Source organism: Caulobacter sp. Root1472 (genome assembly GCF_001426985.1).
Classification (GTDB): Bacteria; Pseudomonadota; Alphaproteobacteria; order Caulobacterales; family Caulobacteraceae; genus Caulobacter; species Caulobacter rhizosphaerae.
The window spans coordinates 59,430-83,295 of record NZ_LMFX01000014.1 but is presented as its reverse complement, the minus strand read 5'-3'; the positions used below and the strand labels follow the sequence as shown (position 1 = coordinate 83,295).

24 protein-coding genes and 1 pseudogene are annotated in these 23,866 nt (G+C 68.8%); 11 read left to right on the top strand and 14 right to left on the bottom strand.

Features of this window, described 5'->3' with window-relative positions; all coding sequences use genetic code 11:
- Window positions 1-312: pseudogene (locus ASD47_RS11790) on the top strand (biotin synthase); the annotation flags it as partial.
- 56 nt (window positions 313-368) lie between these two features.
- Here ASD47_RS11790 and ASD47_RS11785 read toward each other — a convergent pair.
- From ASD47_RS11785 to ASD47_RS11775, 3 genes are all read right to left on the bottom strand, one after another.
- Window positions 369-1,154: an SDR family oxidoreductase gene (locus ASD47_RS11785; protein WP_056756259.1), complete on the bottom strand. Its 786-nt coding sequence runs from the start codon at window positions 1,152-1,154 to the stop codon at window positions 369-371.
- A gap of 122 nt (window positions 1,155-1,276) precedes the next feature.
- Window positions 1,277-1,564: a 4a-hydroxytetrahydrobiopterin dehydratase gene (locus tag ASD47_RS11780; protein ID WP_056756256.1), complete on the bottom strand. Its 288-nt coding sequence runs from the start codon at window positions 1,562-1,564 to the stop codon at window positions 1,277-1,279.
- A gap of 29 nt (window positions 1,565-1,593) precedes the next feature.
- Complete coding sequence (locus ASD47_RS11775; protein WP_056756253.1) at window positions 1,594-2,235, bottom strand: HAD-IA family hydrolase; 642 nt, start codon at window positions 2,233-2,235, stop codon at window positions 1,594-1,596.
- 153 nt (window positions 2,236-2,388) lie between these two features.
- Here ASD47_RS11775 and ASD47_RS11770 point away from each other — a divergent pair, with 153 nt between their 5' ends.
- The 3 genes from ASD47_RS11770 to ASD47_RS11760 all read left to right on the top strand — a co-directional run bounded on the left by ASD47_RS11770 (window position 2,389) and on the right by ASD47_RS11760 (window position 5,670).
- Complete coding sequence (locus tag ASD47_RS11770) at window positions 2,389-2,805, top strand: hypothetical protein (RefSeq protein ID WP_056756285.1); 417 nt, start codon at window positions 2,389-2,391, stop codon at window positions 2,803-2,805.
- A 328-nt stretch (window positions 2,806-3,133) separates the two neighbouring features.
- Entirely contained in the window at window positions 3,134-5,131 is a 1,998-nt protein-coding gene (locus tag ASD47_RS11765) for an AsmA family protein (protein ID WP_056756250.1), read from the top strand.
- 263 nt (window positions 5,132-5,394) lie between these two features.
- Entirely contained in the window at window positions 5,395-5,670 is a 276-nt protein-coding gene (locus tag ASD47_RS11760; RefSeq protein ID WP_056756248.1) for a YjhX family toxin, read from the top strand.
- A gap of 14 nt (window positions 5,671-5,684) precedes the next feature.
- Here the strand turns inward: ASD47_RS11760 and rsmD are convergent, their stop codons facing one another.
- Both rsmD and ASD47_RS11750 read right to left on the bottom strand, forming a co-directional pair.
- Window positions 5,685-6,248, bottom strand: a complete 564-nt coding sequence (gene rsmD / locus ASD47_RS11755) for a 16S rRNA (guanine(966)-N(2))-methyltransferase RsmD (RefSeq protein WP_056756245.1) — start codon at window positions 6,246-6,248, stop codon at window positions 5,685-5,687.
- A gap of 4 nt (window positions 6,249-6,252) precedes the next feature.
- Complete coding sequence (locus ASD47_RS11750) at window positions 6,253-6,891, bottom strand: TMEM175 family protein (protein WP_056756242.1); 639 nt, start codon at window positions 6,889-6,891, stop codon at window positions 6,253-6,255.
- A 142-nt stretch (window positions 6,892-7,033) separates the two neighbouring features.
- On the opposite strand from ASD47_RS11750, the gene ASD47_RS11745 reads away from it, so the two are divergent.
- Window positions 7,034-7,972: a CPBP family intramembrane glutamic endopeptidase gene (locus tag ASD47_RS11745; protein ID WP_056756239.1), complete on the top strand. Its 939-nt coding sequence runs from the start codon at window positions 7,034-7,036 to the stop codon at window positions 7,970-7,972.
- A 4-nt stretch (window positions 7,973-7,976) separates the two neighbouring features.
- Here the strand turns inward: ASD47_RS11745 and ASD47_RS11740 are convergent, their stop codons facing one another.
- Together ASD47_RS11740 and ASD47_RS11735 are read right to left on the bottom strand one after the other, a co-directional pair.
- The gene (locus ASD47_RS11740; protein WP_056756237.1) at window positions 7,977-8,615 is read right to left on the bottom strand and encodes a lysophospholipid acyltransferase family protein; all 639 of its coding nucleotides are present in this window, start codon (window positions 8,613-8,615) and stop codon (window positions 7,977-7,979) included.
- A 2-nt stretch (window positions 8,616-8,617) separates the two neighbouring features.
- Window positions 8,618-9,592, bottom strand: a complete 975-nt coding sequence (locus ASD47_RS11735; protein WP_056756234.1) for a phosphatidate cytidylyltransferase — start codon at window positions 9,590-9,592, stop codon at window positions 8,618-8,620.
- Between the two features lie 72 nt (window positions 9,593-9,664).
- Between ASD47_RS11735 and ASD47_RS11730 the strand changes: the two genes are divergently transcribed.
- On the top strand, window positions 9,665-10,327 hold the full coding sequence (locus ASD47_RS11730; protein ID WP_056756231.1) for a CDP-alcohol phosphatidyltransferase family protein: 663 nt from the start codon (window positions 9,665-9,667) through the stop codon (window positions 10,325-10,327).
- A 58-nt stretch (window positions 10,328-10,385) separates the two neighbouring features.
- On the opposite strand, the gene ASD47_RS11725 is transcribed toward ASD47_RS11730, so the two are convergent.
- Window positions 10,386-11,879, bottom strand: a complete 1,494-nt coding sequence (locus tag ASD47_RS11725; protein ID WP_056756228.1) for a pseudouridine synthase — start codon at window positions 11,877-11,879, stop codon at window positions 10,386-10,388.
- Window positions 11,880-11,929: 50 nt separating this feature from the next.
- Between ASD47_RS11725 and ASD47_RS11720 the strand changes: the two genes are divergently transcribed.
- A complete protein-coding gene (locus tag ASD47_RS11720; RefSeq protein ID WP_056756224.1) occupies window positions 11,930-12,418 on the top strand; it encodes a nucleoside deaminase in 489 nt (162 codons plus the stop codon).
- Between the two features lie 5 nt (window positions 12,419-12,423).
- Here ASD47_RS11720 and ASD47_RS11715 read toward each other — a convergent pair whose 3' ends face one another.
- The gene (locus tag ASD47_RS11715) at window positions 12,424-12,831 is read right to left on the bottom strand and encodes a hypothetical protein (RefSeq protein ID WP_056756221.1); all 408 of its coding nucleotides are present in this window, start codon (window positions 12,829-12,831) and stop codon (window positions 12,424-12,426) included.
- Between the two features lie 116 nt (window positions 12,832-12,947).
- On the opposite strand from ASD47_RS11715, the gene pseB reads away from it, so the two are divergent.
- Complete coding sequence (pseB, locus tag ASD47_RS11710; RefSeq protein WP_056756218.1) at window positions 12,948-13,982, top strand: UDP-N-acetylglucosamine 4,6-dehydratase (inverting); 1,035 nt, start codon at window positions 12,948-12,950, stop codon at window positions 13,980-13,982.
- On the top strand, window positions 13,982-15,166 hold the full coding sequence (pseC, locus tag ASD47_RS11705) for a UDP-4-amino-4,6-dideoxy-N-acetyl-beta-L-altrosamine transaminase (protein ID WP_056756216.1): 1,185 nt from the start codon (window positions 13,982-13,984) through the stop codon (window positions 15,164-15,166). Before pseB ends, pseC begins: the two co-directional genes overlap by 1 nt.
- A gap of 376 nt (window positions 15,167-15,542) precedes the next feature.
- Here pseC and ASD47_RS11700 read toward each other — a convergent pair whose 3' ends face one another.
- Window positions 15,543-17,072 carry a calcium-binding protein gene (locus tag ASD47_RS11700; protein WP_056756213.1) on the bottom strand — a complete coding sequence of 510 codons (1,530 nt, stop codon included), beginning with the start codon at window positions 17,070-17,072 and terminating at the stop codon, window positions 15,543-15,545.
- Window positions 17,073-18,108: 1,036 nt separating this feature from the next.
- On the opposite strand from ASD47_RS11700, the gene ASD47_RS11695 reads away from it, so the two are divergent.
- Entirely contained in the window at window positions 18,109-18,894 is a 786-nt protein-coding gene (locus tag ASD47_RS11695; RefSeq protein ID WP_056756210.1) for a Crp/Fnr family transcriptional regulator, read from the top strand.
- A gap of 47 nt (window positions 18,895-18,941) precedes the next feature.
- Here the strand turns inward: ASD47_RS11695 and ASD47_RS26640 are convergent, their stop codons facing one another.
- The 3 genes from ASD47_RS26640 to ASD47_RS11680 all read right to left on the bottom strand — a co-directional run bounded on the left by ASD47_RS26640 (window position 18,942) and on the right by ASD47_RS11680 (window position 22,126).
- On the bottom strand, window positions 18,942-19,208 hold the full coding sequence (locus ASD47_RS26640; protein WP_056756207.1) for a hypothetical protein: 267 nt from the start codon (window positions 19,206-19,208) through the stop codon (window positions 18,942-18,944).
- Between the two features lie 500 nt (window positions 19,209-19,708).
- On the bottom strand, window positions 19,709-20,689 hold the full coding sequence (galE, locus tag ASD47_RS11685; RefSeq protein ID WP_056756203.1) for a UDP-glucose 4-epimerase GalE: 981 nt from the start codon (window positions 20,687-20,689) through the stop codon (window positions 19,709-19,711).
- A 117-nt stretch (window positions 20,690-20,806) separates the two neighbouring features.
- Window positions 20,807-22,126, bottom strand: coding sequence for a putative O-glycosylation ligase, exosortase A system-associated (locus ASD47_RS11680; protein WP_056756201.1), 1,320 nt, complete (start codon window positions 22,124-22,126; stop codon window positions 20,807-20,809).
- 191 nt (window positions 22,127-22,317) lie between these two features.
- Between ASD47_RS11680 and ASD47_RS11675 the strand changes: the two genes are divergently transcribed.
- Window positions 22,318-22,590 (top strand): hypothetical protein, encoded by a 273-nt coding sequence (locus tag ASD47_RS11675; protein ID WP_056756198.1) that lies wholly within the window; start codon window positions 22,318-22,320, stop codon window positions 22,588-22,590.
- A gap of 22 nt (window positions 22,591-22,612) precedes the next feature.
- Here the strand turns inward: ASD47_RS11675 and ASD47_RS11670 are convergent, their stop codons facing one another.
- Window positions 22,613-23,866 (bottom strand): glycosyltransferase family 4 protein, encoded by a 1,254-nt coding sequence (locus tag ASD47_RS11670; RefSeq protein ID WP_056756194.1) that lies wholly within the window; start codon window positions 23,864-23,866, stop codon window positions 22,613-22,615.

Genomic DNA, 23,866 nt, shown 5'->3' with positions numbered 1-23,866 from the left:
ACGCCCCTGGGCGACAAGGTGCTGGCCGACGGGACCACGGCCATCGACGCCATCGAGTTCGTGCGCACCATCGCCGTGGCCCGCATCGTCTGCCCGCGCTCGATGGTCCGCCTGTCGGCCGGTCGCGACGAGATGAGCCGCGAGCTGCAGGCCCTGTGCTTCCTGGCCGGCGCCAACTCCGTCTTCGTCGGCGGCAAGCTGCTGACCACCCCCCTGCCCGGCCAGGACGAGGACAGCAAGCTGTTCCACGACCTGGACCTGCGGCCGATGGGGACGAAGGCTCCGGCGCCGGAAGCGGTGGCGGCCGAGTAGTTTCCTCCCCGGCCCGCCCTTTAACTTTACGCGGTCACATCGCCAACTTTACGCGGTCACATTGCCGAGATGCCGCCGTCCAGCTTCAGTTCGGCGCCGGTCATGAACTTGCTCTCGTCGCTGGCCAGGTAGAGCACGGCGTTGGCGATGTCGTTCGGCTCGCCGATATGGCCCAGCGGGATCTGCCGGCCCAGCTTGGCGTGAGCCTCTTCCTTGCCCAGGCGCTGGCTGAGCGGGTCGAGGATCGGGGTGTCGATGAAGGTCGGGTGGATCGAGTTGGAGCGGATATCCAGCCCCATCTTGGCGCAGTACAGGGCGATGTTCTTGCTCAGCAGCCAGACCCCCGCCTTGGAGGCGTTGTAGGCCGGCGAATTGTGGTTGGCGATCAGGCCGGCGATCGAGCTGATGTTGATGATCGAGCCCGGCTGATGGGCGCGCATGTATTTCAGGGCATGCTTGGCCCCCAGGAAGACGCTGTCGACATTGATCGACATGATCTTCTTCCAGAGGTCGAACTCCATCTGCTCCAGCGGCTTATCGCCGGCCACCCCGGCGTTGTTGAGCAGCACCGAGATCCCCCCCATGGCCGCGTCGGCTTTCTCCAGGGCCTCGATCCACTGGTCCTCCCGGGTGACGTCCAGTTCGAAGGCGAAGGCCGTGCCCGCCCCGTGGGCGGCGTTGATCTCGTCCGCCACCGCCCGGGCTCCGGCGAAGTTGATGTCGGCCAGGCTGACCTGGGCGCCTTCCTTGGCCAGCAACCGCGCGGCGGCCGCGCCCAGCCCCTGGGCCCCGCCGGTGATGAAGGCCTTCTTGCCGGCGACCCGGCCCGTGCTCTGCGCCATCTTCGGCGTCCTCCCGATTATAATTCAAACGATAGTTTGAACCGGAAGGGCGGCGGGCGGAAGGGGAAAACGGCGCGGCGCCGGCCGCCTCGATCCTCCCCAGTGGGGGAGGATCTTCAGGATCAGCCCGCGACCGAATCCATGAACCGCGCCATCGTCACGTCCAGGTCGCTGACCCCGTCGGCGTCGTGGGTGGTCAGCACCACCTCGACGCGGTTGTAGACGTTGAACCATTCGGGATGATGGTCCAGTTTGTCGGCCATCAGGGCCACGCGGGTCATGAAGCCGAAGGCGGCGTTGAAGTCGGCGAACCGGAAGGTCTTGCCGATGGCGTCCTTCTCGGACACGGCGGCCCAGCCTTCCAGCTGGGAAAGTGCGGCGGCGGCGCCGATCTTGGCGGGACGGGACATGGCGGCTCCTGCGAACGGACTTTTCCCAGTCAGAACGCCAAACCGGTCGCGGCCGCAAGGTCCTCCAGCGCCTGGTCCTCGGTGGTGACCTTGATGGCGGTCATGCCCAGAGCCGCCGCCGGCTTGCAGTTGACCCCCAGGTCGTCGAGATAGACGCATCGCTCGGGCGCCACGGCCAGCAGATCGCACATCATCTGGTAGATGCGCGGATCGGGCTTGCGGACTCCGGCCTTGGAGCTTTCGATCACCGCGTCGAACCGGGCGAAGATCGCGGCGACGGCCTGGGCCTTTTCGGCCGAGCCGGCCATGCCTGTCCCGTGCCCCGTCGCGACATTGTTGGTGATGCAGCCGACCTTGAACCGCGCCTTGCAGGCGTCCAGCGCCGCCACCACGCGGGGCCGCACGTCGCCCGACAGCAGCGGCAGCACCTCGGCCCCACGCAGCGGATGGCCCAGACGCGTCGCCTCCTCCAGGAACATGGCGTCGAAGGCCGCCACGTCGATTTCGTTGCGCTCGAACAGCGCCCAGGCGTTGGCGTCGGGGTCGGCGGCGTTGACCCGGCGGATGAAGTCGGCCGGCAGGCCGCGCTGAGCCTCGAACCGCCGGAAGGCCTCGAACGGCGAAGTGGTGAACACCCCGCCGAAATCCCAGATCACCGCCTCGATCGCCATCCGCGCCTCAAACATCTGTTTGATGTCACGCTAGGCGGCCGGCGCGACCGTGGCAATCCGGTGAGGAATCTTCAAGGCCACGCTCGCCTCGAAGGCGAAAAGGGGCGAAAGCGGGTCGGGGCTCTGGTTTGTTAACCTTCTGGAGTGTTCGCCATGATCCGCCGCCTGCTCCCGTCGCTCGCGCTCGCCATCGCCGTGGGCGGCCTGGGAACCGCCGCCTCGGCCCAGGCCTGGCCGGGCGAGTGCGTCACGCGGCGGGTCACCGGTCCCGGCGGCGCCTATCGCTGGGACCGCGTCGAGTGCGAGGCCCACGCCGGCATGAGCGACTTCGACCGCTGGGGCGACGACCGCCGGCCGCTGGACGTGGTGGCCGGCCCGGCGGCGTACGGCCCGGCCTGGGACGGCCTGCTGCAGGGCGATCGCTACGGCGGCTGGCGCCCCGCGCCGGCCCATCCGGCCTACGACGCCGGCGCCGACGGGGGGGGCCGCTACCCCGACCCCTATCCGACCTACCGCGCCGCCGGCCGCGACGCCGACGGCTTCCTGGTCTGGCCAGGCAAGCTGCCCTGACGATCCGGGTTGGCCCGGGGGTTGCGTACGGCGGGGCCGCACGCTTCAATCCGGGACGGGGGATTTTCATCATGCGCACACGGGGCAAACCGCTCTTCAAGACCCACGAGATCGTGGCGATCGTCGTCTTTCTGCTGGCCGCGACAGGCATCGGCGTCGTGAGGCTGGTCTATTAGATCCGTCGGAGGTTGGGCGGTCTCGGAACAGAAGGACCCTTTCCGCGCGTTGTGAACGGGTAGGAGGTTCCACCCTGACGACGCTCGCCCCCAATCCGCCGCCCAGCCTGGCCGCCCGCCTGCGCGGCCTGCCGCCGCGCGCCCGGTGGGGGATGATCGGGGCGATCCTGCTGACAGCGGCGATCGTCGCCTTCCTGGTGATCTTCGACTGGAACTGGTTTCGCGGCCCGCTGGGACGCTTCGCCTCGGCCAGGCTGAATCGCGAGGTGGTGATCACCGGCGACCTGCGCGTCCACCCCTGGTCGTTCTCGCCCAAGGCCGAGGCCCTGGGCGTCCGCATCGCCCAGCCGGACTGGGCGGCCAAGGCCGATCCCAAGGGCTCCCCCGCCGGCGCGCCGATGGCCAAGGTCGACCGCATCGCGGTGCAGATCAAGCTGCTGCCCCTGCTGAAGGGCGACGTGATCCTGCCGCTGCTGGCGGTCGACCGTCCCGACGTGCGCCTGCTGCGCGAGGCCTCGGGCCGGGCCAACTGGACGTTCGGCGATCCCAACGCCCCCCGGAAGCCGCTGAAGCTGCCGGCCATCCAGCACTTCATCATCAATGACGGCCAGCTGCGCTACGCGGACCAGCAGCGCGACATCTTCTTCCTGGGCACGGTCAGCTCCAACGAGCACGCCAGCAGCGACGGACGCGGCAAGTTCGTGCTGGAGGGCAGGGGCCAGCTGAACCGCTCGCCGTTCACCGCCCTGGTCACCGGCGGCCCGCTGCTGAACATTTCGCCCAACCGGCCCTATCCGTTCGATGCGCGGGTCGACGCCGGTTCCACCCATGTCACGGCCAAGGGCGACATCACCAAGCCGTTCAACCTGGGCCTGTTCGAGACGCAGCTGACCGTCTCGGGCGCCGACCTGAACCGCCTCTACGCCCTGACCGGCCTGGCCCTGCCCAACACCCCGCCCTACCGGATCAGCGGCCACCTGACCCGCAAGGGCGAGCGCTTCGACTTCAACAGGTTGAGCGGCCGGGTCGGCGACAGCGACGTCTCGGGCGACCTGTTCGTGCTGATGGGGCGCGAGCGGCCGTATCTGGAGGCCGACCTGAAATCGCGGCGTCTGGACTTCGACGACCTGGGCAGCCTGGTCGGCGCGGCGCCGGCCACGGGCCGCGGCGAGACCGCTTCGGCCGGCCAGAAGGTCGAGGCCGCCCAACGCGACGCCACTCGCCGCCTGCTGCCCGACGCCACCCTGCAGGTCGATCGGGTCAAGGCCATGGACGCCAAGGTCAAGTACCGCGCCCTGGCGGTCAACGCGCCCAACCTGCCGCTCCAGAAGGTCCGGCTCGACCTGACGCTGGAGAAGGGCGTGCTGACCATGGACCCGCTGGCCTTCACCTTCTCGCGCGGCGATCTGGCCGGCAAGGTGCGGCTGGACGCCAATCCGAAGGTGCCGCGCACCGACCTCGACATGCGCCTGACCAACGCCAAGTTGGAGGACTTCATCCCGATCCAGAGCGGCGGCAAGCCAGCCATCGAAGGCGGGGTGATGGCGCGGGCCAAGCTGACCGGCTACGGCAATTCGGTGCACCGCGCCGCCTCGTCGGCCAACGGCCAGGTGACGGTCGTGTCGCCGCGGGGCGAGATCCGCCAGGCGTTCGCCGAGCTGCTGGGCGTCAACGCCTCCAAGGGCCTGATCCTGCTGCTGAGCAAGGACAATCGCGAGACCAGCGTCCGCTGCGCCGTGGCCGACTTCAGCGTCAAGGACGGGGTCATGACGTCCAACCAGATCGTCGCCGACACCGGCGTGGTCCTGGCAAAGGGCAAGGGGACCATCGATCTCCAGACCGAACGCCTGGACCTCAAGATCGAGGGCGACAGCAAGAAGCCGCGCCTGGTGAGGCTGTTCATCCCGATCACCATCAAGGGTCCGTTCATGACCCCGAAGGTCGGGTTGGAGGCCGGCGGCGCGGTGGCCCAGGGCGGGCTGGCCGCGGCCTTGGGCAGCCTGGTCTCGCCCTTGGCCGCCATCCTGCCGTTCGTCACCGGCGGCGAGGCCAAGGACGCCGACTGCGCCAGCCTGGTCGCCGAAGCTCGCCGCGACGGCGCCCCGGTCAAGGTGGCCCAGACCACGCCGGCCAAGGTCAAGAAGAAGTAGGGAAGAGGGACGCCCCGAGGGGATGACGGAATTCGGGAATGCGCTAGGATGGCCCCCATCCGAAGCCCCGTGTGGTTCATGTCTCTGATTGTGTTCGAGGTCCGGGCCTAAGGCTCCGAACCTCCCGTTCGACAGCTGATCAGGCCCTGCTCCGTCCGCGTGTCCCGCCCGGACGTGACTTCATCACGTCCAAATCTTTGAGGGCGAGCCTCCGAAGGAGGCTCTGACGCGCGTTCCCACGCCTCGATCTTCGGACCTCTTCCTTGAACATCTCCAAACCGCAGCAACGCACGCTGCACGCGTTGGCGCAGGGCGCCCGCATCGAACTCCTGCGCGACGACCGCGGCCGCATCGTCGGCGCCGATTGCATCACCGGCGAGGGCTGGCGCCTGAGCGACTGCACCCTGGCGGTCTTCAAGGCCCTCAAGCGACGGCGCTTCATCGCCAGCTCCGGCGGCGGCCCCTACCGCATCACGCGGGAAGGCGCGGTGAACCTGCGTTCGCAGGTTGACAACCGGGTGACCGCGCGAGGCTGGTAGCCGGACGTCCGGGGTCAGGCCAGCCGGAAGAAGAAGACGCGCGCGGCGCCATAGTCGCGCGCGTCGAGCTGTTCGAAACCGGCCGGGGCGGGATCGGGCTCGTCGCGGCCGCGCTCGAACATCACGATGGCGCCGGGGGCTAGCCAGTCGCCGGCGACCAGCTGCGCCAGGGCCTTCTCGCCCATGCCCTTGGCGTAGGGCGGGTCGAGGAAGGCGATGTCGAACGGCGCGCCGACGCTGCCGGGGCGCGGGCCTGGGTCGGTGGCGTCGCGCCGGTGCACGCGAGCCTGGCCGAACAGGCCGAAGGCCTCCATGTTCTCGCGGATGGCCCCGCGGGCGGCGTCGTCGGTCTCGACGAACAGGCAGAAGGCGGCCCCGCGCGACATCGCCTCCAGGCCCAGGGCCCCGGAGCCGGCGAACAGGTCGATGACGCGGGCCCCGTGCAGCGCGGGGGCCCAGGCGGCGTGCTCAAGGATGTTGAACACCGCCTGCCGGGCCCGGTCGGAGGTGGGACGGGTGGTGGCGCCCGGCGGCGTGACGATGGCCTTGCCGCGATACCGGCCCGAGACGATGCGCAAGGGGTCAGTCCTCGGCGATCTGGGCGGCCGAGAGCTTGCCGCTCCCGACCAGCAGGCGGTTGACGAGGAACAGCGCGCCGAGGACCAGGGCGATGCCCAGCCAGCCCCACGGCGTGCGGGTGATGATGCTGAGGAAGGTCAGGCCGCACATCAGTCCGGGCAGCAGCGCCACGCGCAGCAGCACGTAGATCTTCTCGACCGTCGGCATCGGCTCCGCGAGGCCGCCGAGGAGGGCGGCGTACCCCCAGGCCACGGCGTGGGCCAGGCCGATGGCGGTCACCAGGCCCACATAGACCAGAGCCGCCGCCGCCGAACCGCTTTCCCAAAGCAGTTCAGTGGCAAGCGGCAGCAGGGCCAACAGGCCCAGCATGGCCAGGTTCAGGATGTCCAGAACGCCGTTGGCCTTGCGCAGGCGTGAATAGGTCCGGCGATGGCTGATCCAGTAGATGCCGACAACCGCGAAGCTGACGGCGTAGGCCATCAGCTTATGCTGCATCTGGCCGAACAGGTCGGCCACGCCATGCCAGTGCTCGGGCGGATGGATCTCGATGGCCAGCAGGGTGATGGCGATCGCGAACACCGCGTCCGAGAACAGGATCAGGCGATGCAGGTGCTGCGCCTCCTTGTCGGTGATGTCGGTCATGAGGCGCCCCGCTTCCTGTCCCGCCTGTTTGCGCCCCGATGTGTGCCGCGCGTCGGCTGTCGCGGCAAGTCGCGTGTCGCGCCGCTTGCGTCGCGCGCGGCGAACGCCTAGCGATGAAGCGGGCTCGGGATCGAAAACAGTGGTGCTAGCAGAGCTTCGACAGTCGCCGTTTCTGGACGACTTGACGCCGGCCGACCGGCGCGTGGTTCCGCTGCTGCTGACCCTGGTCGTCGGCGTGGTCGCCGCCCTTCTGGCCGCGGTGATCTGCGGCGCCGCGGTGTTCGTGGCCTTCGCGATCGGCGGCGGCGGGGTCGGGTCCGCCGAGCGGCTGATGGTGGTGATCGGCGGCGGCCAGACGCCGGCCGGCCTGACTCAGATCGCCTTCGTGATCAGCCTGCTGGCCTTCGTCAACGGCGGCATGGCCCTGGCCTTCGTCGGCGTCGCCGCCATGCTGCACGACCGCCGGCTGGCCTCCTACTTCACCGCCGCCCCGCGCTTCAGCTGGCGGCTGCTGCTGCTGGGCCTGGGCCTGTTCGCCCTGACGATCGGGCCGTTGCTGCTGGCCTCGGCGGCGCTGGACCCCAAGGCGCATGGCGCGCCGTTGCTGGCCGTCAGCCCGGACCTCGGCGGACGCCTGGCCTATGTCGCCCTGACCGTGTCCCTGCTGGTCATCGCCGCGGCCGCCGAGGAGCTGGTCTTTCGCGGCTGGCTGATCAAGATCGTCGGCGCCTGGTTCCCTGATCCGCGCGTGGTGCTGGTGCTGAGCGGCCTGCTGTTCTCGGCGATCCACTTCGATCCCAATCTCGACGCCTTCCTGGTGCGGCTGGCCATGGGGGTGGGGCTGGCCTGGATGACCCTGCGGCTGGGCGGCGTCGAGTTCGCCGTCGGGGCCCACGCGGCCAACAACATCCTGATCCTGTTGTTCATCCAGCCCATGTCGCTGAAGCCCGACCCGCCGCACGGCTTCCCGCCCGAGACCCTGGTCATCGCGCCGCTGATGCTGGCCGGCTATGTCGCCCTGGCCGAGATCGTGGCCCGCTGGGCCCCGCTGCGGCGCTGGACGCGGCTGGCGATCACCTGAACTCTTAGGACCACCGCAGGGGCGGCGCCTGGTCCTTCAAGGCCAGCAGGGCCGCCCGCAGCCGGGCCATGAAGGCGGGACGGTCGCCTTCCCAGTCCAGCGGCTCGCCGACCAGCACCGCGCAGTTCAGCGGCGCGGGAATGGCTTCGCCCTTGGGCAGGACGCGGCCGGCGCCTTGGATCCAGACCGGCGTCACCGGCGCCTCGGGGAAGGCCTCGGCCAGGCGCGCCACCCCGCCCTTCAGCTGGCCCAGCTGGTCGCCGTCGCCGCGGGTGCCTTCGGGAAACACCACCACGATGTCGCCGGCCGCCAGGGCCGCGCGGGCGGGCGCCAGGACGTCCTCGCCCGAGCCCGCTTTCAGCCGGGCCACCGGCACGATGCCGATCACATGGCGCGAGAACCAGCCGATCACCGGGTCGCGAAGGAAATAGTCGGCCGCCGCCACGGGCCGCACCCGGGCCACGGCGCGAGAGGGAAAGATGGCCAGTAGCAGCAGGGTGTCGACATGGCTGGAATGGTTGGCCGCGACAATGGCCGGGCCCTTCAGCGGCAGGCGCTCGCGGCCGGTGACGTCGGCCCCGGTCAGGAACAGCGCCAGGGGCCGGGCCACCAGCACCAGAAGCAGGAAGCGCAGCCAGCCCATGGTCAGAACTTGCCGAGCGCGAACAGCGCCAGCAGGTGGAAATAGAGCGGGGCGGTGAAGGTCAGGCTGTCGGCGCGGTCCAGCACCCCGCCGTGGCCGGGGATGGCGTGCGAGGTGTCCTTGACCCCGATGTCGCGCTTGACCGCGCTCATCGTCACGTCGCCGGCGAAACCGGCCAGCGGCAAGGCGACGGCCACCACCAGCAGGCCATGGCCGGCCAGCGGCGTGAACAGCGGTCCGGCGAACCAGATCAGCAGGCCGGTCGCCAGCCAGCCGCCGAGGAACCCCTCCCAGGTCTTGTTCGGGCTGACGGTCGGCGCGATCTTGCGGCGGCCCAGCAGCTTGCCGAACACGTACTGGGCTACGTCGTTGAACTCGGTGACCAGCAGCAGGAAGAACACCAGCCCTGCCGCCCCCGCCGGCAGGCGGTCGCTGTCGGGCGTCCGCATCAGGAAGGCGGCGAAGCCGAGATTGTAGACGCAGGTGACCAGGCCCCAGTGGAAGGTGGCGGCGGTGGTCAGGAAACCCCGCGTCTGGCCCAGCATGGCCATCAGGAACGGCAGGCCCAGGAAAGCCCAGACCGGGATGAACACCAGGTAGAACATGTACTTGTCGGCGGCGATGAAGCCGTAGGCGGCGACCAGGGCCAGGTAGGCGGCCAGGATGGCCGGTCGGTCTTCCTTGCGGATCGGGGCCAGGGACAGGAACTCGCGCAGGGCCATGAACGACACCAGCGCGAACGCCAGCACCGTGGCCTGCCAGCCCAGCAGCAGGGCCCCGGCCAGCAGGGCGACCATCACCCACCAACTGGCGATGCGCTGGCGCAACTCGCGATAATCCCTGTCCGGCTTCAGCGCGGTGAGCACGGTGGCGATCGCCCCGGCCACGCTCAGCAGGGCCACCACGCCGGCCAGGCCGACCAGCAGGGTCGGCGGCTGGGCGGCGAAGAAAGCTCGAACGGCGGCGACGATATCCATGCGGCTCCTGCCAACGCCCCTGGCGGCGAACGGGTTTAGCTATAGCCTAGTTCTCGCCTTGGAGGAGACGCCATGACCCAGGACCTGGACAACCGCCGACCGCTGAAGGTTCGTGACGCCGCCTTCGCGCGCGGCATGGCCCGGCGCATGGCCGAGGCCAAGGTCGACCCGGACCTCGTCTCGGCCACCGGCGTCGCGTTCGCGGCTCTGGGCGCGGCGCTGATCATGGCCGCCGGGGCGCTGGACGGCTGGCTCCTGCGCGCGGCGGCGTTCCTGCTGGCGGCCGCGTGCATCCAGGCGCGGCTGCTGTGCAACCTGCTGGACGGCCTGGTGGCGGTCGAGCATGGCCGGGGCGGGTCGGCGGGGCCGATCTGGAACGAGCTGCCCGACCGGGCGGCCGACGTCCTGCTGCTGGCCGGGGCTGGCTATGGCGTCCAGTCGGCGGGGATCCACGGCGCCGCCGCCGTCGGCTGGATTGCGGCGGTCCTGGCGGTGCTGACCGCCTATGTCCGCGAGCTGGGCCGGGGCCTGGGGCAACCCGCCGACTTTTCCGGACCGATGGCCAAGCAGCAGCGGATGGCGACGCTGACGGCGCTCTGCCTGGTCTCGATGTTCGAACCGCAATGGCGCGGCCGCGGCGTGGTGCTGCTGTGCGGCCTGGTGGTGATCGCGGCCGGAAGCCTGGTCACGGTGATCCGGCGGACGCGGAACCTGGCGAGGGGGTTGCGGGGCTGACCCGCGACCCGGAGCTCGCCGACGGGGACAGGCACATGTGCCTGTCCCCGTCCGTTCGCTAACGCTTGCCGCGCGGCGCGGCCGAACCGCCTGGACGCGGACCGCCCGGCTTGCCGGCGGCGCGGGGCGCGCCCTTCGCGCCCTCCGGCCGGCCGCCGGCTGACTTCGCCATGCCGGGCTTGGACCACACCATGCCCGGTTCGCCGGGCTTGCTTGCGCCCGCCGCCTTGACGGTGCTCGGCTTGCCGCCAGGACGCGCCCCGCCGGGCTTGCCGCCCGTCTTGGCCCGGCCTTCCGTCAACGGCTTGTAGCCATTGGCCCGTAGCGCGCCGGGCTTCGGCTTGGACGTCGCCTGAGCGTCCGGCCTGGCCGGACGGGCCGCCTTGCCCTGGGCGGCGCGCTTGTCGGCGGCGTTCTTCTCGGCCAACTCCCTGTCGCGGACCCGCTTGGCGGCGGCGTCGCGATAGGACAGCGGCTTGGGGCCGATCATCTTACTCTCGATCGACTTCTTGGCCGGACGAATCGGTTCGCGGCCGGCGATAGCCGGCTTTTTCTTGGGCTTGGCCCAGCCTGGCTTGCGGACGAATTTCTCTTCCTCGACCTTTTCCTCGGGCGTGATGATCGAGACCTGGGCCAGCCTGTTGGTGCGGGGCACGCCGCGGCGCTGCATGTCGCCGCCGCCCGCCGTGCCGACCGCCTTCAGCGGATCGGCCACCCCGATGAACTGCGGCTTGTCGCCCTTGGGCATGTTCTCTTCGGCGACGATGCCTTCCAGCAGCTCGCGGATCACCCGCGGGCCGACCTCCTCGACCTGACCCGGCAGCAGGGTCCCCAGCGCGAACGGGCCGTAGGACAGGCGGATCAGGCGGTTGACCTTCAGGCCGATGGATTCCAGCACCCGCCGCACTTCGCGGTTCTTGCCTTCGCTCAGCGACAGGGTGATCCAGATGTTCTTGCCGCCGCCGGCCTTTTCCTGGGCCTTGTCCAGGCGGGCCTCGATTGGGCCGTAACGGACACCCTCGACCGTGCAGCCGTCCTTCAGCCGGTCCAGCTTGGCCTGGGTCGTGTCGCCGAAGGCGCGGGCCCGATAGCGGCGCACCCAGGCGTTGTTCGGCATCTCCAGGGCCCGTGACAGGGCGCCGTCATTGGTCAGCAGCAGCAGGCCCTCGGAGTTGAGGTCCAGGCGGCCGATCGAGATCAGGCGCGGCAGGTCGCGCGGCAGGGCCTGGAACACCGTCGGGCGGTTCTTGGGGTCGTTGTGGGTGGTCATCAGCCCGGTGGGCTTGTGATAGCGGAACACCCGCGTGGCCTCGGGCTCATCGATCATCTTGCCGTCGACGGTCAGGATGTCGCCCGGGCGGACCCGGATGGCCGGGGTGGTCAGGACCTCGCCGTTCAGGGCGACCCGGCCGTCCTCGATCAGCCGCTCGACCGCACGTCGCGAGGCGACGCCGGCCCGGGCCAGCATCTTGGCGACCCGCGCGCCGTCTCCGTCATCGTCTTGACCCGGAATGGCGTTGTCATGCAGGTGGGGCTGGTATTTGTCGGTCACGGCGTCGGTCCTTCAAGGGCTGGGCGCATCTCACGATGGGCGGTTTTCTAATGCGCACCGATCAGGGCGAGGATCAAGACGCCCGGGATCTGGCGGCCATGGCCCTGGCCCTGGACGAGGCGCGGGCCGCCGCCGAGGCGGGCGAGACGCCGGTCGGCGCGGTGATCCTCGACCCGGCGACCGGCGAGATCCTGGCCAGGGCCGGCAACGGTCCGATCGGCGCCCACGACCCGACGGCCCACGCCGAGATCGCAGCGATCCGACTGGCGGCCGCCAGGCTTGAGAACTACCGCCTGACCGACCTGACCCTGGTGGTGACGCTGGAGCCCTGCGCCATGTGCGCCGGGGCGATCAGCCACGCGCGGATCGGCCGGGTGGTGTTCGGGGCCGAGGACCCCAAGGGCGGCGCGGTGGTCCACGGCCCGAAGTTCTTCGCCCAGCCCACCTGCCACTGGCGGCCGGAGGTGACGGGCGGGGTGATGGCGGAGGAGAGCGCGGACCTGCTGCGGGGGTTCTTCCGCGAGCGACGGAAGAAGTAGGCCCGTCAGTTCACCATCGCCGAGCCCAGCAGCACCTTGGATCCCTTGCGGCCCAGCACCTTGTCGGCGGCGTCCTGCATCCGCGAGCCCAGATAGTTGAGGTCCGGGGCCGCGCCGCGCGGCATGCCGGCGGTGTAGGTCATCAGCACCTGAGCGAAGGCGGCGCGCAGGCGGGGTTCCGACTGCTGGGCGCGCTCCATCAGGGCCGGATCCAGGGCCTGAACCCCGGTCTCCAGGGTCATGACCCCGCGGCGGCCGTCGCGGCGGATCGTGGTGGCGGTCAGGGGTTGCAGGGCGAAATAGGTGGCGGGCGCCGTCTTCTCCTCCTTGCCGTGACCGGCGAAGGCGGGCGGGGCGGCCAGGCTGGCGGCGGCCAGCAGCGACAGAAAGGGCAGGGCGAGGGCGCGGCGCATGGGCCCTTGTGGCACGACGGGATTGACGTCCTCTTTACGTCTGGCGGGCACAAAGGGACGTTAACCATGACTCGTCTCGCGCGCCCTGACGGCGGCGGAGGCTCAGGAGGCTGAAATTGGGGCGCTTTTCACCGAACACCCTCGATCTGGACGGCAAGGTCATCCTGGTGACCGGCGGCACCGGCTCGTTCGGCCGCCGATTCATCGAGACCGTCCTGCGACGTTCGGACCCGAGGAAGGTGATCGTCTATTCCCGCGACGAATTGAAGCAGAGCGACATGCAGCTGGAGCTGCGCGAGCAGTTCGACGAGGCGACCTACGGCAAGATGCGGTTCTTCCTGGGCGACGTGCGTGACCGCGAGCGGCTGACCCTGGCCCTGCGCGGCGTCGACATCGTCATCCACGCCGCCGCCCTCAAGCAGGTGCCGGCCGCCGAATACAACCCGTCGGAGTGCATCCACACCAACGTGCTGGGGGCCGAGAACGTGGTCTGGGCCAGCCTCAACAACCACGTCAAGCAGGTGGTGGCCCTGTCGACCGATAAGGCCTGCAACCCGATCAACCTCTATGGCGCCACCAAGCTGGCCTCCGACAAGACCTTCGTGGCGGCCAACAACCTGTCGGGCGACATCGGCACCCGCTTCGCGGTGGTCCGCTACGGCAACGTGGTGGGCTCGCGCGGCAGCGTCGTGCCGCTCTACAAGCGCCTGCTGGCCCAGGGCGCGACCGAGCTGCCGGTCACCGACGCCCGGATGACCCGGTTCTGGATCACCCTGAACCAGGGGGTGGAGTTCGTGCTGTCGTCGCTGGAGATCATGCGCGGCGGCGAGATCTTCGTGCCCAAGATCCCGTCCATGACCATGCCCGACCTGGTCAAGGCGATGTCGCCGACCGCCGGCCTGAAGATCGTCGGCATCCGGCCGGGCGAGAAGCTGCACGAGATGATGATCAGCGCCGACGACGCCCGCGCGACCGTCGAGCTCGCCGACCGCTACGTGATCGAGCCGACCTTCGTCGAATATCCCCGCACGCCGTTCCGCGGCGAGGCGACGGCCAAGGACGTGGCCGAGGGCTTCAGCTACAGCAGCGACAGCAACGATGACTGGCTCAGCGAGGACGGACTGAACGCCATGCTCGCCGAGAAGGCCTGATGTCGGGCTCGTCCGTTGGAGGGAGGGCGCCGCCCTTCCTGCCGTACGGCCGTCAGACCATCGAGGACGACGACGTGGCGGCGGTGACGGCGGCCCTGCGCGCCGACTTTCTGACCACCGGCCCCACCGTCGAGGCCTTCGAGCAGGCGTTCAAGGAGAAGGTCGGGGCCGGGCACGCCGTCGCCGCCGCCAACGGCACCGCCACCCTGCACCTGGCCATGCTGGCCCTGGAGGTCGGCGAGGGCGACGTCTGCATCGCCCCGTCGGTCACCTTCCTGGCCACCGCCAACTGCGCCCGCTATGTCGGCGCCGAGGTGGTGTTCGCCGACGTCGATCCCCACAGCGGCCTGATGACCCCGGACACCCTGGCCGAGGCCCTGAAGAGGGCCGAAGGCCGGCGGGTACGGGCCGTGCTGCCGGTGCACCTGCGCGGCGACGTTTGCGATTTGCCGGGCCTGAAGGCCCTGGCTGAGGGCATTGGCGCGGTGCTGGTCGAGGACGCGCCCCACGCCCTGGGTTCGACCGGCGCCTTCGACGGGGTCGCCCACCCGGTCGGCGACGGGGCCTTTTCCAGCTTCGCCAGCTTCTCGTTCCATCCGGTCAAGACCCTGGCCACCGGCGAGGGCGGCATGCTGACCACCAATGACGCCGCCCTGGCGGCTCGCGCGCGTAGCCTGCGCGGCCACGGCATGGTCCGCCCGGCCGGGGCCGAGCCCTGGGTCTACGAGATGCCCGAGCTGGGCTTCAACTACCGCATTCCCGACGTGCTGTGCGCCCTGGGGATCTCGCAGCTGGCCAAGCTGGACCGCTTCGTGGGGCGGCGGAAGGCGCTGACGGCGCTCTATGTCGACAAGCTGGCCGCCCTGGCCCCGGTGGTGCGCCTGGCGGAAAGCCCCGCCTGGTCCGACCCGGCCCTGCACCTGCTGACGGTGCTGATCGACTTCGAGGCCGCCGGGACCACCCGCCGGTCGGTGGTCGAGGCGCTGAAGGCGAAGGGGATCGGCGCCCAGGTCCACTACATCCCGGTGCACCACCAGCCCTACTACCACGCCCGCTACGGCCCCCTGGACCTGCCCGGCGCCGACGCCTGGTACGCCCGCTGCCTGACGCTGCCGCTGTATCCGGGCATGGCCGACGGGGACGTGGATCGGGTGGTCGAGGCGCTGGCGGGCGCGCTGGGATAGACGGCGCGCGCGCATCGCGATCACGCTCGACATCTTGGGTGAAACCTGCGCTGCGCCGCCGCCAACCTTTGCTCTAGGGCCTCAACGTCAGCCTCCAGCGCCTTTCAGACGCTCCATGAGCGGGCGGCTGTGGCCAGGGGGATAAATCCAAATCTGCTACGACCGAGCAGACGGACACGCTGCCCTGGGGCGTAGGCCGGCACGCCGGGCGGCCCCGTCGGCGGTCAATGGCGGGAGATCCGTCGTCAATGCGAAGATCCGCCGAAGGCGTGGGTCGGAAGCAGGTGTCCGCTTCCGACCCGAAGGGCCGTTCGTGCGCCCGCCGCGCCTGGCGTCCCGCTCCGTAGCAGGCTCCCGGCGCGGCGGGCGTGTTGGATCAAGCGAAGAGGAAGTCGGCCGCACTGAAGCTGGACGCATGCATGCCGGAGACAAGCATGTCCATGTCGCCCACCGAGATCACCACGCCGGCCGACGTGTCGGTCATGTGGATCGCGGAGGCGTAGTCCCACGAATGGACGCCAAGGCCCGAAACGTCGAAGTGGTCGCGTTCCGCGCCGGAGTAGTTGTGCGCGGCGAAGCCCATGACGGTGTCGTGGCCGCCGCCGGTTTCGAACTTGTAGACGTCGTTGCCGCCGCCGCCGGCCAGCCGGTCGTTGCCGGTCCCGCCGAGCAGGAAGTCATTGCCCGAACCGCCCAACAGGCTGTCGTTGCCGGAACCGCCCAGCAGGGTGTCATTGCCCGAGCCGCCCGACAGGGTGTCATCGCCCGCCAGACCCGAGAGCTTGTCGGCGCCCCCGTTGCCCGAGAGGCTGTCATTGCCCAGGCCGCCGGACTTCACGTCACCGCGGCCACCGCCCGACCAGTTGATGCCCGTCGGGCTCGGCGTCGGCGTGGGGGTCGGCGTGGGGGTCGGGGTCGGCGTGGGCGTGGGCGTGGGCGTCGGCGTCGGCGTCGGAGTCGGCTCGGGGATCGGCGTCGGCGTCGGGGTGCTGGTCGCCCAGGGATGCGAGATGTCGAGCGTCGGTTCGGTGGACAGGTGCGTGGTGTTGGTGACCTTCACCGCCGAGCTGGACGCCAGCTGGCTGTCGCTGAGCCCCCACACTTTCGTCCCGTCCAGCGTGGCCGAGGTGCCGCTGGCGTCGAACACCAGCGTTCCCCTGCCCATGTCGTTGAGCACGGTGTTGCCGGTCATGGTCAGCGAGTTGACCGTATGCGTCACACCTTCGGCGCCGTAGGCGACGATGTTGGGATTGTCGCCATTCGGGCCCTGCTGGATGAAGTTGCCGCTCAGCGTCACCTTGCCGCCGTTCGGCAGATCGACGCTGTAGCTCGAGGTGGAGTAGTCATCGATGATCCGCGTGTTGGTGATGACGGTCTCGGCGGCGCGGCTCTTGATCTCGTGGCCGACCACCGCGTCATGGAAGTAGCTGTCGCTGATGGTCAGCTTCGCGATGTCGCCGACATAGAGGTTGTGGGTGTAGCCGTCGCCGGCCCCGTTGTTGGCGAACTCGCTGTTGATGATGGTGATGGTGCCGCCTACGACGCCGCCGCCCATCAGGCCGTTCTGATTGTTGTGGAAATAGTCGTTGGTCAGGGTCAGCGCGCCGCCCTGATAGCGGATGCCGGCGTCGTTGCCGCTCGCCCCCTGGGCTCCCGAGAACTCGAAGTGGTCGATCGTGGCGTCGGTGTTGACGATCAGGATGCCCTTGTCGTTGGGGATGTCGCCCGTCGCCACCATGTGGACCATCCCGCCTACGCCTTGCAGGGTGATCTTGGTGTTGATGGTCGCGAAATCGTTCGTGTACGTCCCTGCCTGCACCTGGATGACGTCCCCATCATGGGACGCATTCACCGCAGCGCTGATCGTCGAGTATTGCTGGCCTTGGCCGACCGTGAGTGTGGTCATTCGGCTTCCATTCTTGCTTGACGGCGCCCCCGCCCTCCAGAGCCCCAATGCTGGGCCAATTGGGGCGGCGGTGCGGCCTGAATGAGGGCCGGCCGGCCCCAATCCATTGATTTTAAACAACCTCTGACTGCCGGGCCGTGTATCTCGATTGCAACATTCTGATGCCGCGCGGACACCGGGATCCGAGCGTTATGGCGCCTTCACGACAAACAGATCGCTTGGGCAGCTTCGGAAAGCCGCCTCGATGGCGGCGAGAGTCTCCTGCTGCAAAGCTTTGCAACCCGAGCTTTTAGACCTGTAGCGGTTGGAACGTGGCGACGCGTCAGAATGCCGCAGTGGATCCGCGCCTATTCTTCGAACACCTCAGAGAACAGTGTTCGTAGACCTCAGGTGAACACTGTTCTTGCACTTCGGAGAACAGTGTTCGCGAATCATCAGTGTATTGGGTCTCGAGATCCGGGGCGGCGCCACCAGAGGATGCGACCATCCTTCTTGTCATACCCCAAGGCGCACCGATCGCCATTTGAGCGGCTCCGGATCCGTGCCGAACCTGCCGCCGTCGCCGCCTCCGCGCGGTCCCCGGGATCGTTCAGCGCCTCGGCCAGCCGGTCGACCTGCCGGAGGTAGAGTTCGGCGACGTCGGGGCGAACGTCGGGCACGCCAAGCGGCGCCGGGTTCAGGCCTTGCTCGTCAGGGCGCACGGTCGGGGATCACCCGGGCATGATCTCCTCGCCGGGCGATTTGCCCGCGCCCCGGGCGGCGATGGCTAGGCCGCAAGGTATGCGACCTCAGTGGGCGGTGGGTCGGCCACGGGCGTTCCCCGGTCATGGAAGGTTCGCCAGTCCCACTGAGTCGTCGCCCCTGTACCCATCGAATGATGTATTGACAAATAACTCATCGAGTTCACTGTTAAGATTGGTAAATCATTACATAATACAAACTTCATAGAGAAGAAAATACTTATGTAATGATCACTATTAGTACCGATATTCACATAGTAAAAATCAATAATAAATAATACAAGTGAGGGCTGCTGATGGAAGGCGAGGCGTATTTTGTTAACCAGTCATCATTCCAGGTATCTACCCTGGGTGATGTTGGGTCGGGAAAGATCTCAGACGTTGAGCGTGTCCGCGCATTCTGGCGCCGCGTCGAGCATTACGACGCAGGGTCGCAGGTTCGGCAGGGCGAGCGCAGCGGTCCTGAAAAACAGCTGATCATCGTCTCGGGCTGGGCTTGCGAGTTGCGGATCCTCCCTGACGGCCGGAGGCAGATTTTCTCGTTTCTTCTCCCCGGCGACGCCATCGAGGCGCGCGGAGCTGGAAGTGTCGGCGCCTGCGGCGTCGTCGCGCTCACGCGGCTCGAGGTCGTGAACCGAGGGTCGCAGCTGACCGTCGACGCCGCCGGCCGGGAGGCGGCGCTTCAAAGGGAGCAGCGCCTCTACGATCACCTCATGCGCATGGGGCGGCTCTCGGCGAAGGAAAGGGTGATCCACCTTCTGCTCGAGCTCCATGAGCGGCTCGACCGCGTCGGCCTGGTTCATGGCGAGACGTTCAAGATACCCCTGACCCAGGAAGTCTTCGCGGACGCTTTGGGGCTCAGCGTGGTGCACATCAACCGCACCCTGAAGGGCCTGCGCAAGGAGGGCTGGGTCTGTATCAAGGCCGGATCCGTGACGCTGAGGAATCGGCCAAGGCTGGCGGCGGCGTCATGCTATCGATCGGAGGCCGACGATCTGGAGTTCGACGCGTTGCCGCTGTGCGCGGGCGAGGATCGCATGGGTCGCGCCATCCCGGCCCCGAAGCGGAACTTGTCAGCCTAGGGCGCGTCCTGGGCTGGGAGCGGGAGGCGTGCGGACGCTGGGCCCGCTCAGGGATGGGTCCGATACAGTTCATCGTCCCCCACCACGAGGCAGAGGCAGCCGGTCCGGGCGTCGGCCGTGGCGTGTGACGCGCGCGCCTCGGCCAGGTCCAGGAAGTCGCCGCCGGCATAGCGGCTCAGGCCGACCCGGATGGCGCCCGTCGCCACCAGAAGGAGTTCCGCCGCGTCCGGCAGGACGAACGACGCTCCCGGCGCGACCCTGAGCAGATGGACGGACTCGCCAAGGCCGCTGACGCCCCGGAGCGGCGCGCTCATGACACCCCGGCCGGCCCCACGCCAACGCCCGACCGCTATGCGCCTCAGGGCGCGGGGGAGCGGTCCAGCCGCTGAAGGCGCCGCATGGCGGCCACGCGCGGCCGCCAGCCCGCCGTCGGGAACATTCGGCGAGGGCGCCGCCGTCGAACGCCGACCGGCCATCCACCTCAGGGTCAGCCTGCATTGTCGGCAGAGGCCCAGATGCGCGACCACCGCCAGCGCCGCGCCCGGCGCCAGGCCCCCCCGGTCGTAGCCCGATAGCAGCGCGGCCGAGGGGTGTTCAAAAACCATCGACGATCCTTCCTCGCCCGGCAGGGGCCTGCCAGGCCTAGGTGTGCGTCACGTGCATACGGAGAGCTTCGGCGTCGATGTCGACGCCTTGGCGATCCGGGCGGCCTCGCCCCGCGCCACCCCATGGCCGGACCCCTCGTCGGAGCCAGCCGTCGGGATTTCGCGAACGCTTCGTACCAGATCCCGCCAGGGACGCCGTGGGCCTTGTTTCAGGCGGCGCTCAAGCGACGCTCCCAGGCCAGCGCGTCCCCGACGATTTTCTCCAGCGTCTCATGCAACGGGATCCACCCCAGCTGGGTCTTGAGGCGCGTCGGATCGGCCACGACGATCGGCGGATCTCCCGCCCGCCGGGGAAACTCCCGCACGGCCAGCCGGTGGCCGGCGGCGTTCTCGACGGCCCCGATCACCTCCCGGACGGAGAAGCCGTGCCCGTAGCCGCAGTTGAAAGCGCCAGACACGCCGCCCGAACGCAGGTGGCCAAGCGCGAGGGCATGCGCGGCGACAAGGTCGCTGACGTGAATATAGTCCCTTACGCCGGTGCCGTCCGGCGTTTCGTAGTCCACGCCGAAAATCCCGATATAGGGCAGGAGCCCAAGCGCGGCCTGGCAGGCGCGTTTGACGAGGTGCGACGCCTTGGGCGTTGATTGTCCCGACCGACCCAGCGGGTCGGCGCCGGCGACGTTGAAATAGCGCAGAGCGATATAGTCCAGGCCCGTCGCGCGGGCGGTGTCCTGCAGCATCCATTCGGTCATGAGCTTGGAGCGACCGTAGGGGTTGGCCGGCGACTTGGCGGCATCCTCCCCGATCACCGCCTCGTGGGAAGCGCCGTAGATGGCGGCCGTCGACGAGAAGATGAAGTGCTTTACGCCGCTCCGGACGCAGGCCTCCAGCAGGTGGCGCGTCTTGGACGTGTTGTTCTCATAGTACAGCAGCGGATTTTCGACAGAGTCGGGGACGACGGTCGAACCCGCGAAGTGCAGGACCGTGTCTATGTCGTGGTCGGCGAGAATCCACTGGACCAGCTCTTGGTTGGCGATATCGCCCTGGAAGAAATGCGCGGCGTCGGGAACCAGAGACCTAATTCCAGTCGAGATATTATCGAGCACACAGACATCTTCGCCTCGCTCCAGTAGCGCCAGGGCCATGTGGCTGCCAATATATCCAGCGCCACCCGTGATGAGAACCGTCATGATTTCACCTTTTGAAATCAGAAATGAGTGCTATGTGACGCTCACACCTTAGATTTGTAAGGGAAATTCTAGATGTATTTACCGATAACCTTCACTCAAAGGATATTTTCTATGGCTCTATTTCTGCGCTGCGCGAAGCGCTAGCGCCGCCGTGGATCGCTTCCACGGGGTGGCGACGGCCGTGGCGGCCTGAGGCGCGGACCCGCGCACGACCCGGTGCAGCGAGGCCGTGATCGCCAGCAGCACGAGGAAGCCGTCGTAATAGGCCATCGAGAGCGCCGCGCCCCCGACCAGCATGGCCACGATGCTCACCTGAAGCATCCGCGCCAGCAGGTTGGCCCAGGCAAGGTCCGGACGGTCGCGCGTCGCCGCGAGCACGAGGATCGTGTTGAGAGCGGCGGCCGCGATCATCAGCAGGTAGAGAGCCAGGCCCACGAACCCCGTGTCGCCCAGCACCTGGAAGTAGATGCTGTGCGCCGCCCGGCCAGCCCTCAGGCTGCCCGGCGACTGGAATTGCCGCGCGACCGGATCGAGCTCGACGGCGGAAAACCCGCCGCCGGTGAGCGGACGCGCGGTCGCGATGTTGACGCTGGTGACCCAGGCCGCGACCCGGCCCTCGAACGAGGCGTCTTCGCTGTAGGTCTGGATCGTGGACATCCGCTCGAACCAGCTCGACGGCACGACGCTTGGCAGCGCCGCCGCCATCACCACCCCCACCACCACGAACTTGGCCGCGGCCCGGGTTCTCAAGGCATAGGCCACGGCCGCCGCGCCCAGCGCCAGCAAGGCGCCGCGGGAATAGGTGCCGATGATCGTCAGGAGGGAGAAGCCCAGGACGGTCAGGCCCGTCAGGCGGGCCAGGGGGCTGCGGCTTGTCGCCTGCAAGTAGTTCATCAGCGGCAGCGCGATGACCAGGGCCAGGGCGAGCGAATTGTTGTCCGCGATCATCGTGTCATCGGGGCCGTAGACGCGCTGCCCCCCACCGGTCAGCAGCATATGGCCGCCACCCTTGACGGCGTAGTAGCCGAGCGAAGCCACGCAGATCCAAAGCACCGCCTGGATGCGCGCCTTGGTGTTGGCCAGCGTCGCGACCGCCAGGACCAGGACGATCGTCTTGATCGCGCGGCTCCAGATCGTCAGCGAGTATGTTCGATCCAGGGCGAGGTAGGTGGCCAGGCAGGCCCACAGCGCGAAGAGGCCGATGAACACCGTGAACGGGTTCAGCGGAACCAGCTTGCGCTCCTTGGAAATGATCCACGCCAGGCCTGTCAGCACGGCGATCGGGAAGTTGAGCGGGAAGCCCATGAGGAAGCCGTAGACTTCGCGCTGGGGGTTCATCATCGCGATCCAGAGCCAGGCCACGAGGCCCACGATGGGGGCGCGCAGGATCATCGGTATGATGCCGATCAGAGCGGCCAGGAGGATCAGATCGCGCATGGAGGGCCTCGCATGCGCCACAAGTTGCGCTGGGGCACGCTGCCGCTCTGCGGCAAATGATGGTCCTCGGGCCGCTTTCCCGCGCCGGCCACGCGGATGTGGACGCCGCCGCCCCGATTGCCGGGGCACGAATGTCATTTGCGCGTGCGGGCATGGGCGCATTGTCGGGCAATAGGCCCAGGAGACCCGACATGACCGGCATTCTGTTCGCTTTGGAGATCATCGCCCTGCTGGCGGTGGCGTGGTGGGTCTACCAGCGGGCGGACGCGGGCGAGGGCGCCGCCGACGCGGGGCTGCTCGGCATGAAGTCGGGCAGGGGCGCTCCGGTGGACGCCGCTCCGAAGTGGAAGGCCTCCCCCCAACGCGGCGCGCCCCTCGATCCGCCGGTGTCGGAGGCGCTCGATGTCAGCCGTGCGGAACCGAGATGGAAGGCCGCCCAACGCCGGCCGGGACGCCCGTTCTAGAGCATCTTCCGTCCTGACTGCGTCAGGCCGGAGCTCTAGGTTTTTGTTTTTGCGCATTTTCTTTGCGCGAACCGGAGCCCACTTCGCTTGAAAATGCTCTCGTCGTCCGAGCGGCGCGCGCCAGCGCCGCGATGCGGCCGGCGTTGTGCGCCCAGGTGTAGGGCGTCTGCTCGACCGTGCGCCGCGCTTCGGCGCCGAGTTCGCGGCGAAGCGCGATGTCTCCGCACAACCGCAGCAGGGCCGCGGCGAAGGACGCCTGGCAACCCACCGTGAACAGCAGGGCGTTGCGGCCGTCGGCCAACACCTCGCGGATGTTCGGCTGGTCGGGCGCGATGATGGCGCGGCCCAGGGCCATGTATTCGAAGAGCTTCAACGGTGATGCGTAAGGGGTCGAAGCGGTCTGCAACGCAATGTCGAAGGCCTGCGTGTAGGCGGCCACCCGCGGGTGCGGCACGCGGCCCACACAGTGCAGGCGCGCGCTCACGCCCAGCGCCTCGGCCCGCGCCTGCAGGTGCGGCAAGCTGGGGCCGTCCCCGACGATCAGCAGGTGAACCTCCGGCGGAAGCCGCGGCAACGCCTCCACGGCCCAGCCCACGCCATGCCAGTCGCGGACGAAGCCGACAAAGCCCAGCACCACGGCGGCGGTCGGCAAGCCGAGGTCCCGACGCAGGCGCGCGCTGGCGCCGGCCGCCGGAAACCGCCGCGGATCCGCGCCGTTGGCGATCACGTGCACCCCCTCCGGTCCGACGCGGGCGCGCCGCACCTCGGCGGCCAGCACTTCGGTCACCGGCAGAACCGCGTCCGCCCCTCGCCAGAGCGCCGTCTCGCAGGCGCGCGCCACGGACGTCAATTGCAGCTTGCCAAAGGAACCGCGCTCCGCCGCCAGGGGGGAGTTCACCTCCAGCAGCATCGGCAGGCGATGACGCCTGCGCAGCAGAAGGCCGGCCAGCAGGAAGAGGTTGTAGCGTTCGTAGAGCACGTCCGGCCTGAACGCGCGCGCATGGCTTCGCAGCCTCAGATAGGCCGGTATGTTGTAGGCCAGCTCCAGAAGCTCGAACACCGCGGGCGGAAGCCGCCGGCGCAACAGGTCCGTGGCGCGTTCGAGCTGGCTGCTGGCGCCCGCCGTCTGGGCCTCATCGGCCGAGGTGGGCCCCACGACGCACACCAGGTGTCCCTGGCTTCTGAGGGCGGCGACGACTTCGGTGATGTGGACCCGCATGCCGTCCGACGCGGCGATCCGGTGGTGGTAGAGGATGCGGAGCGGGCGCTGATCCAT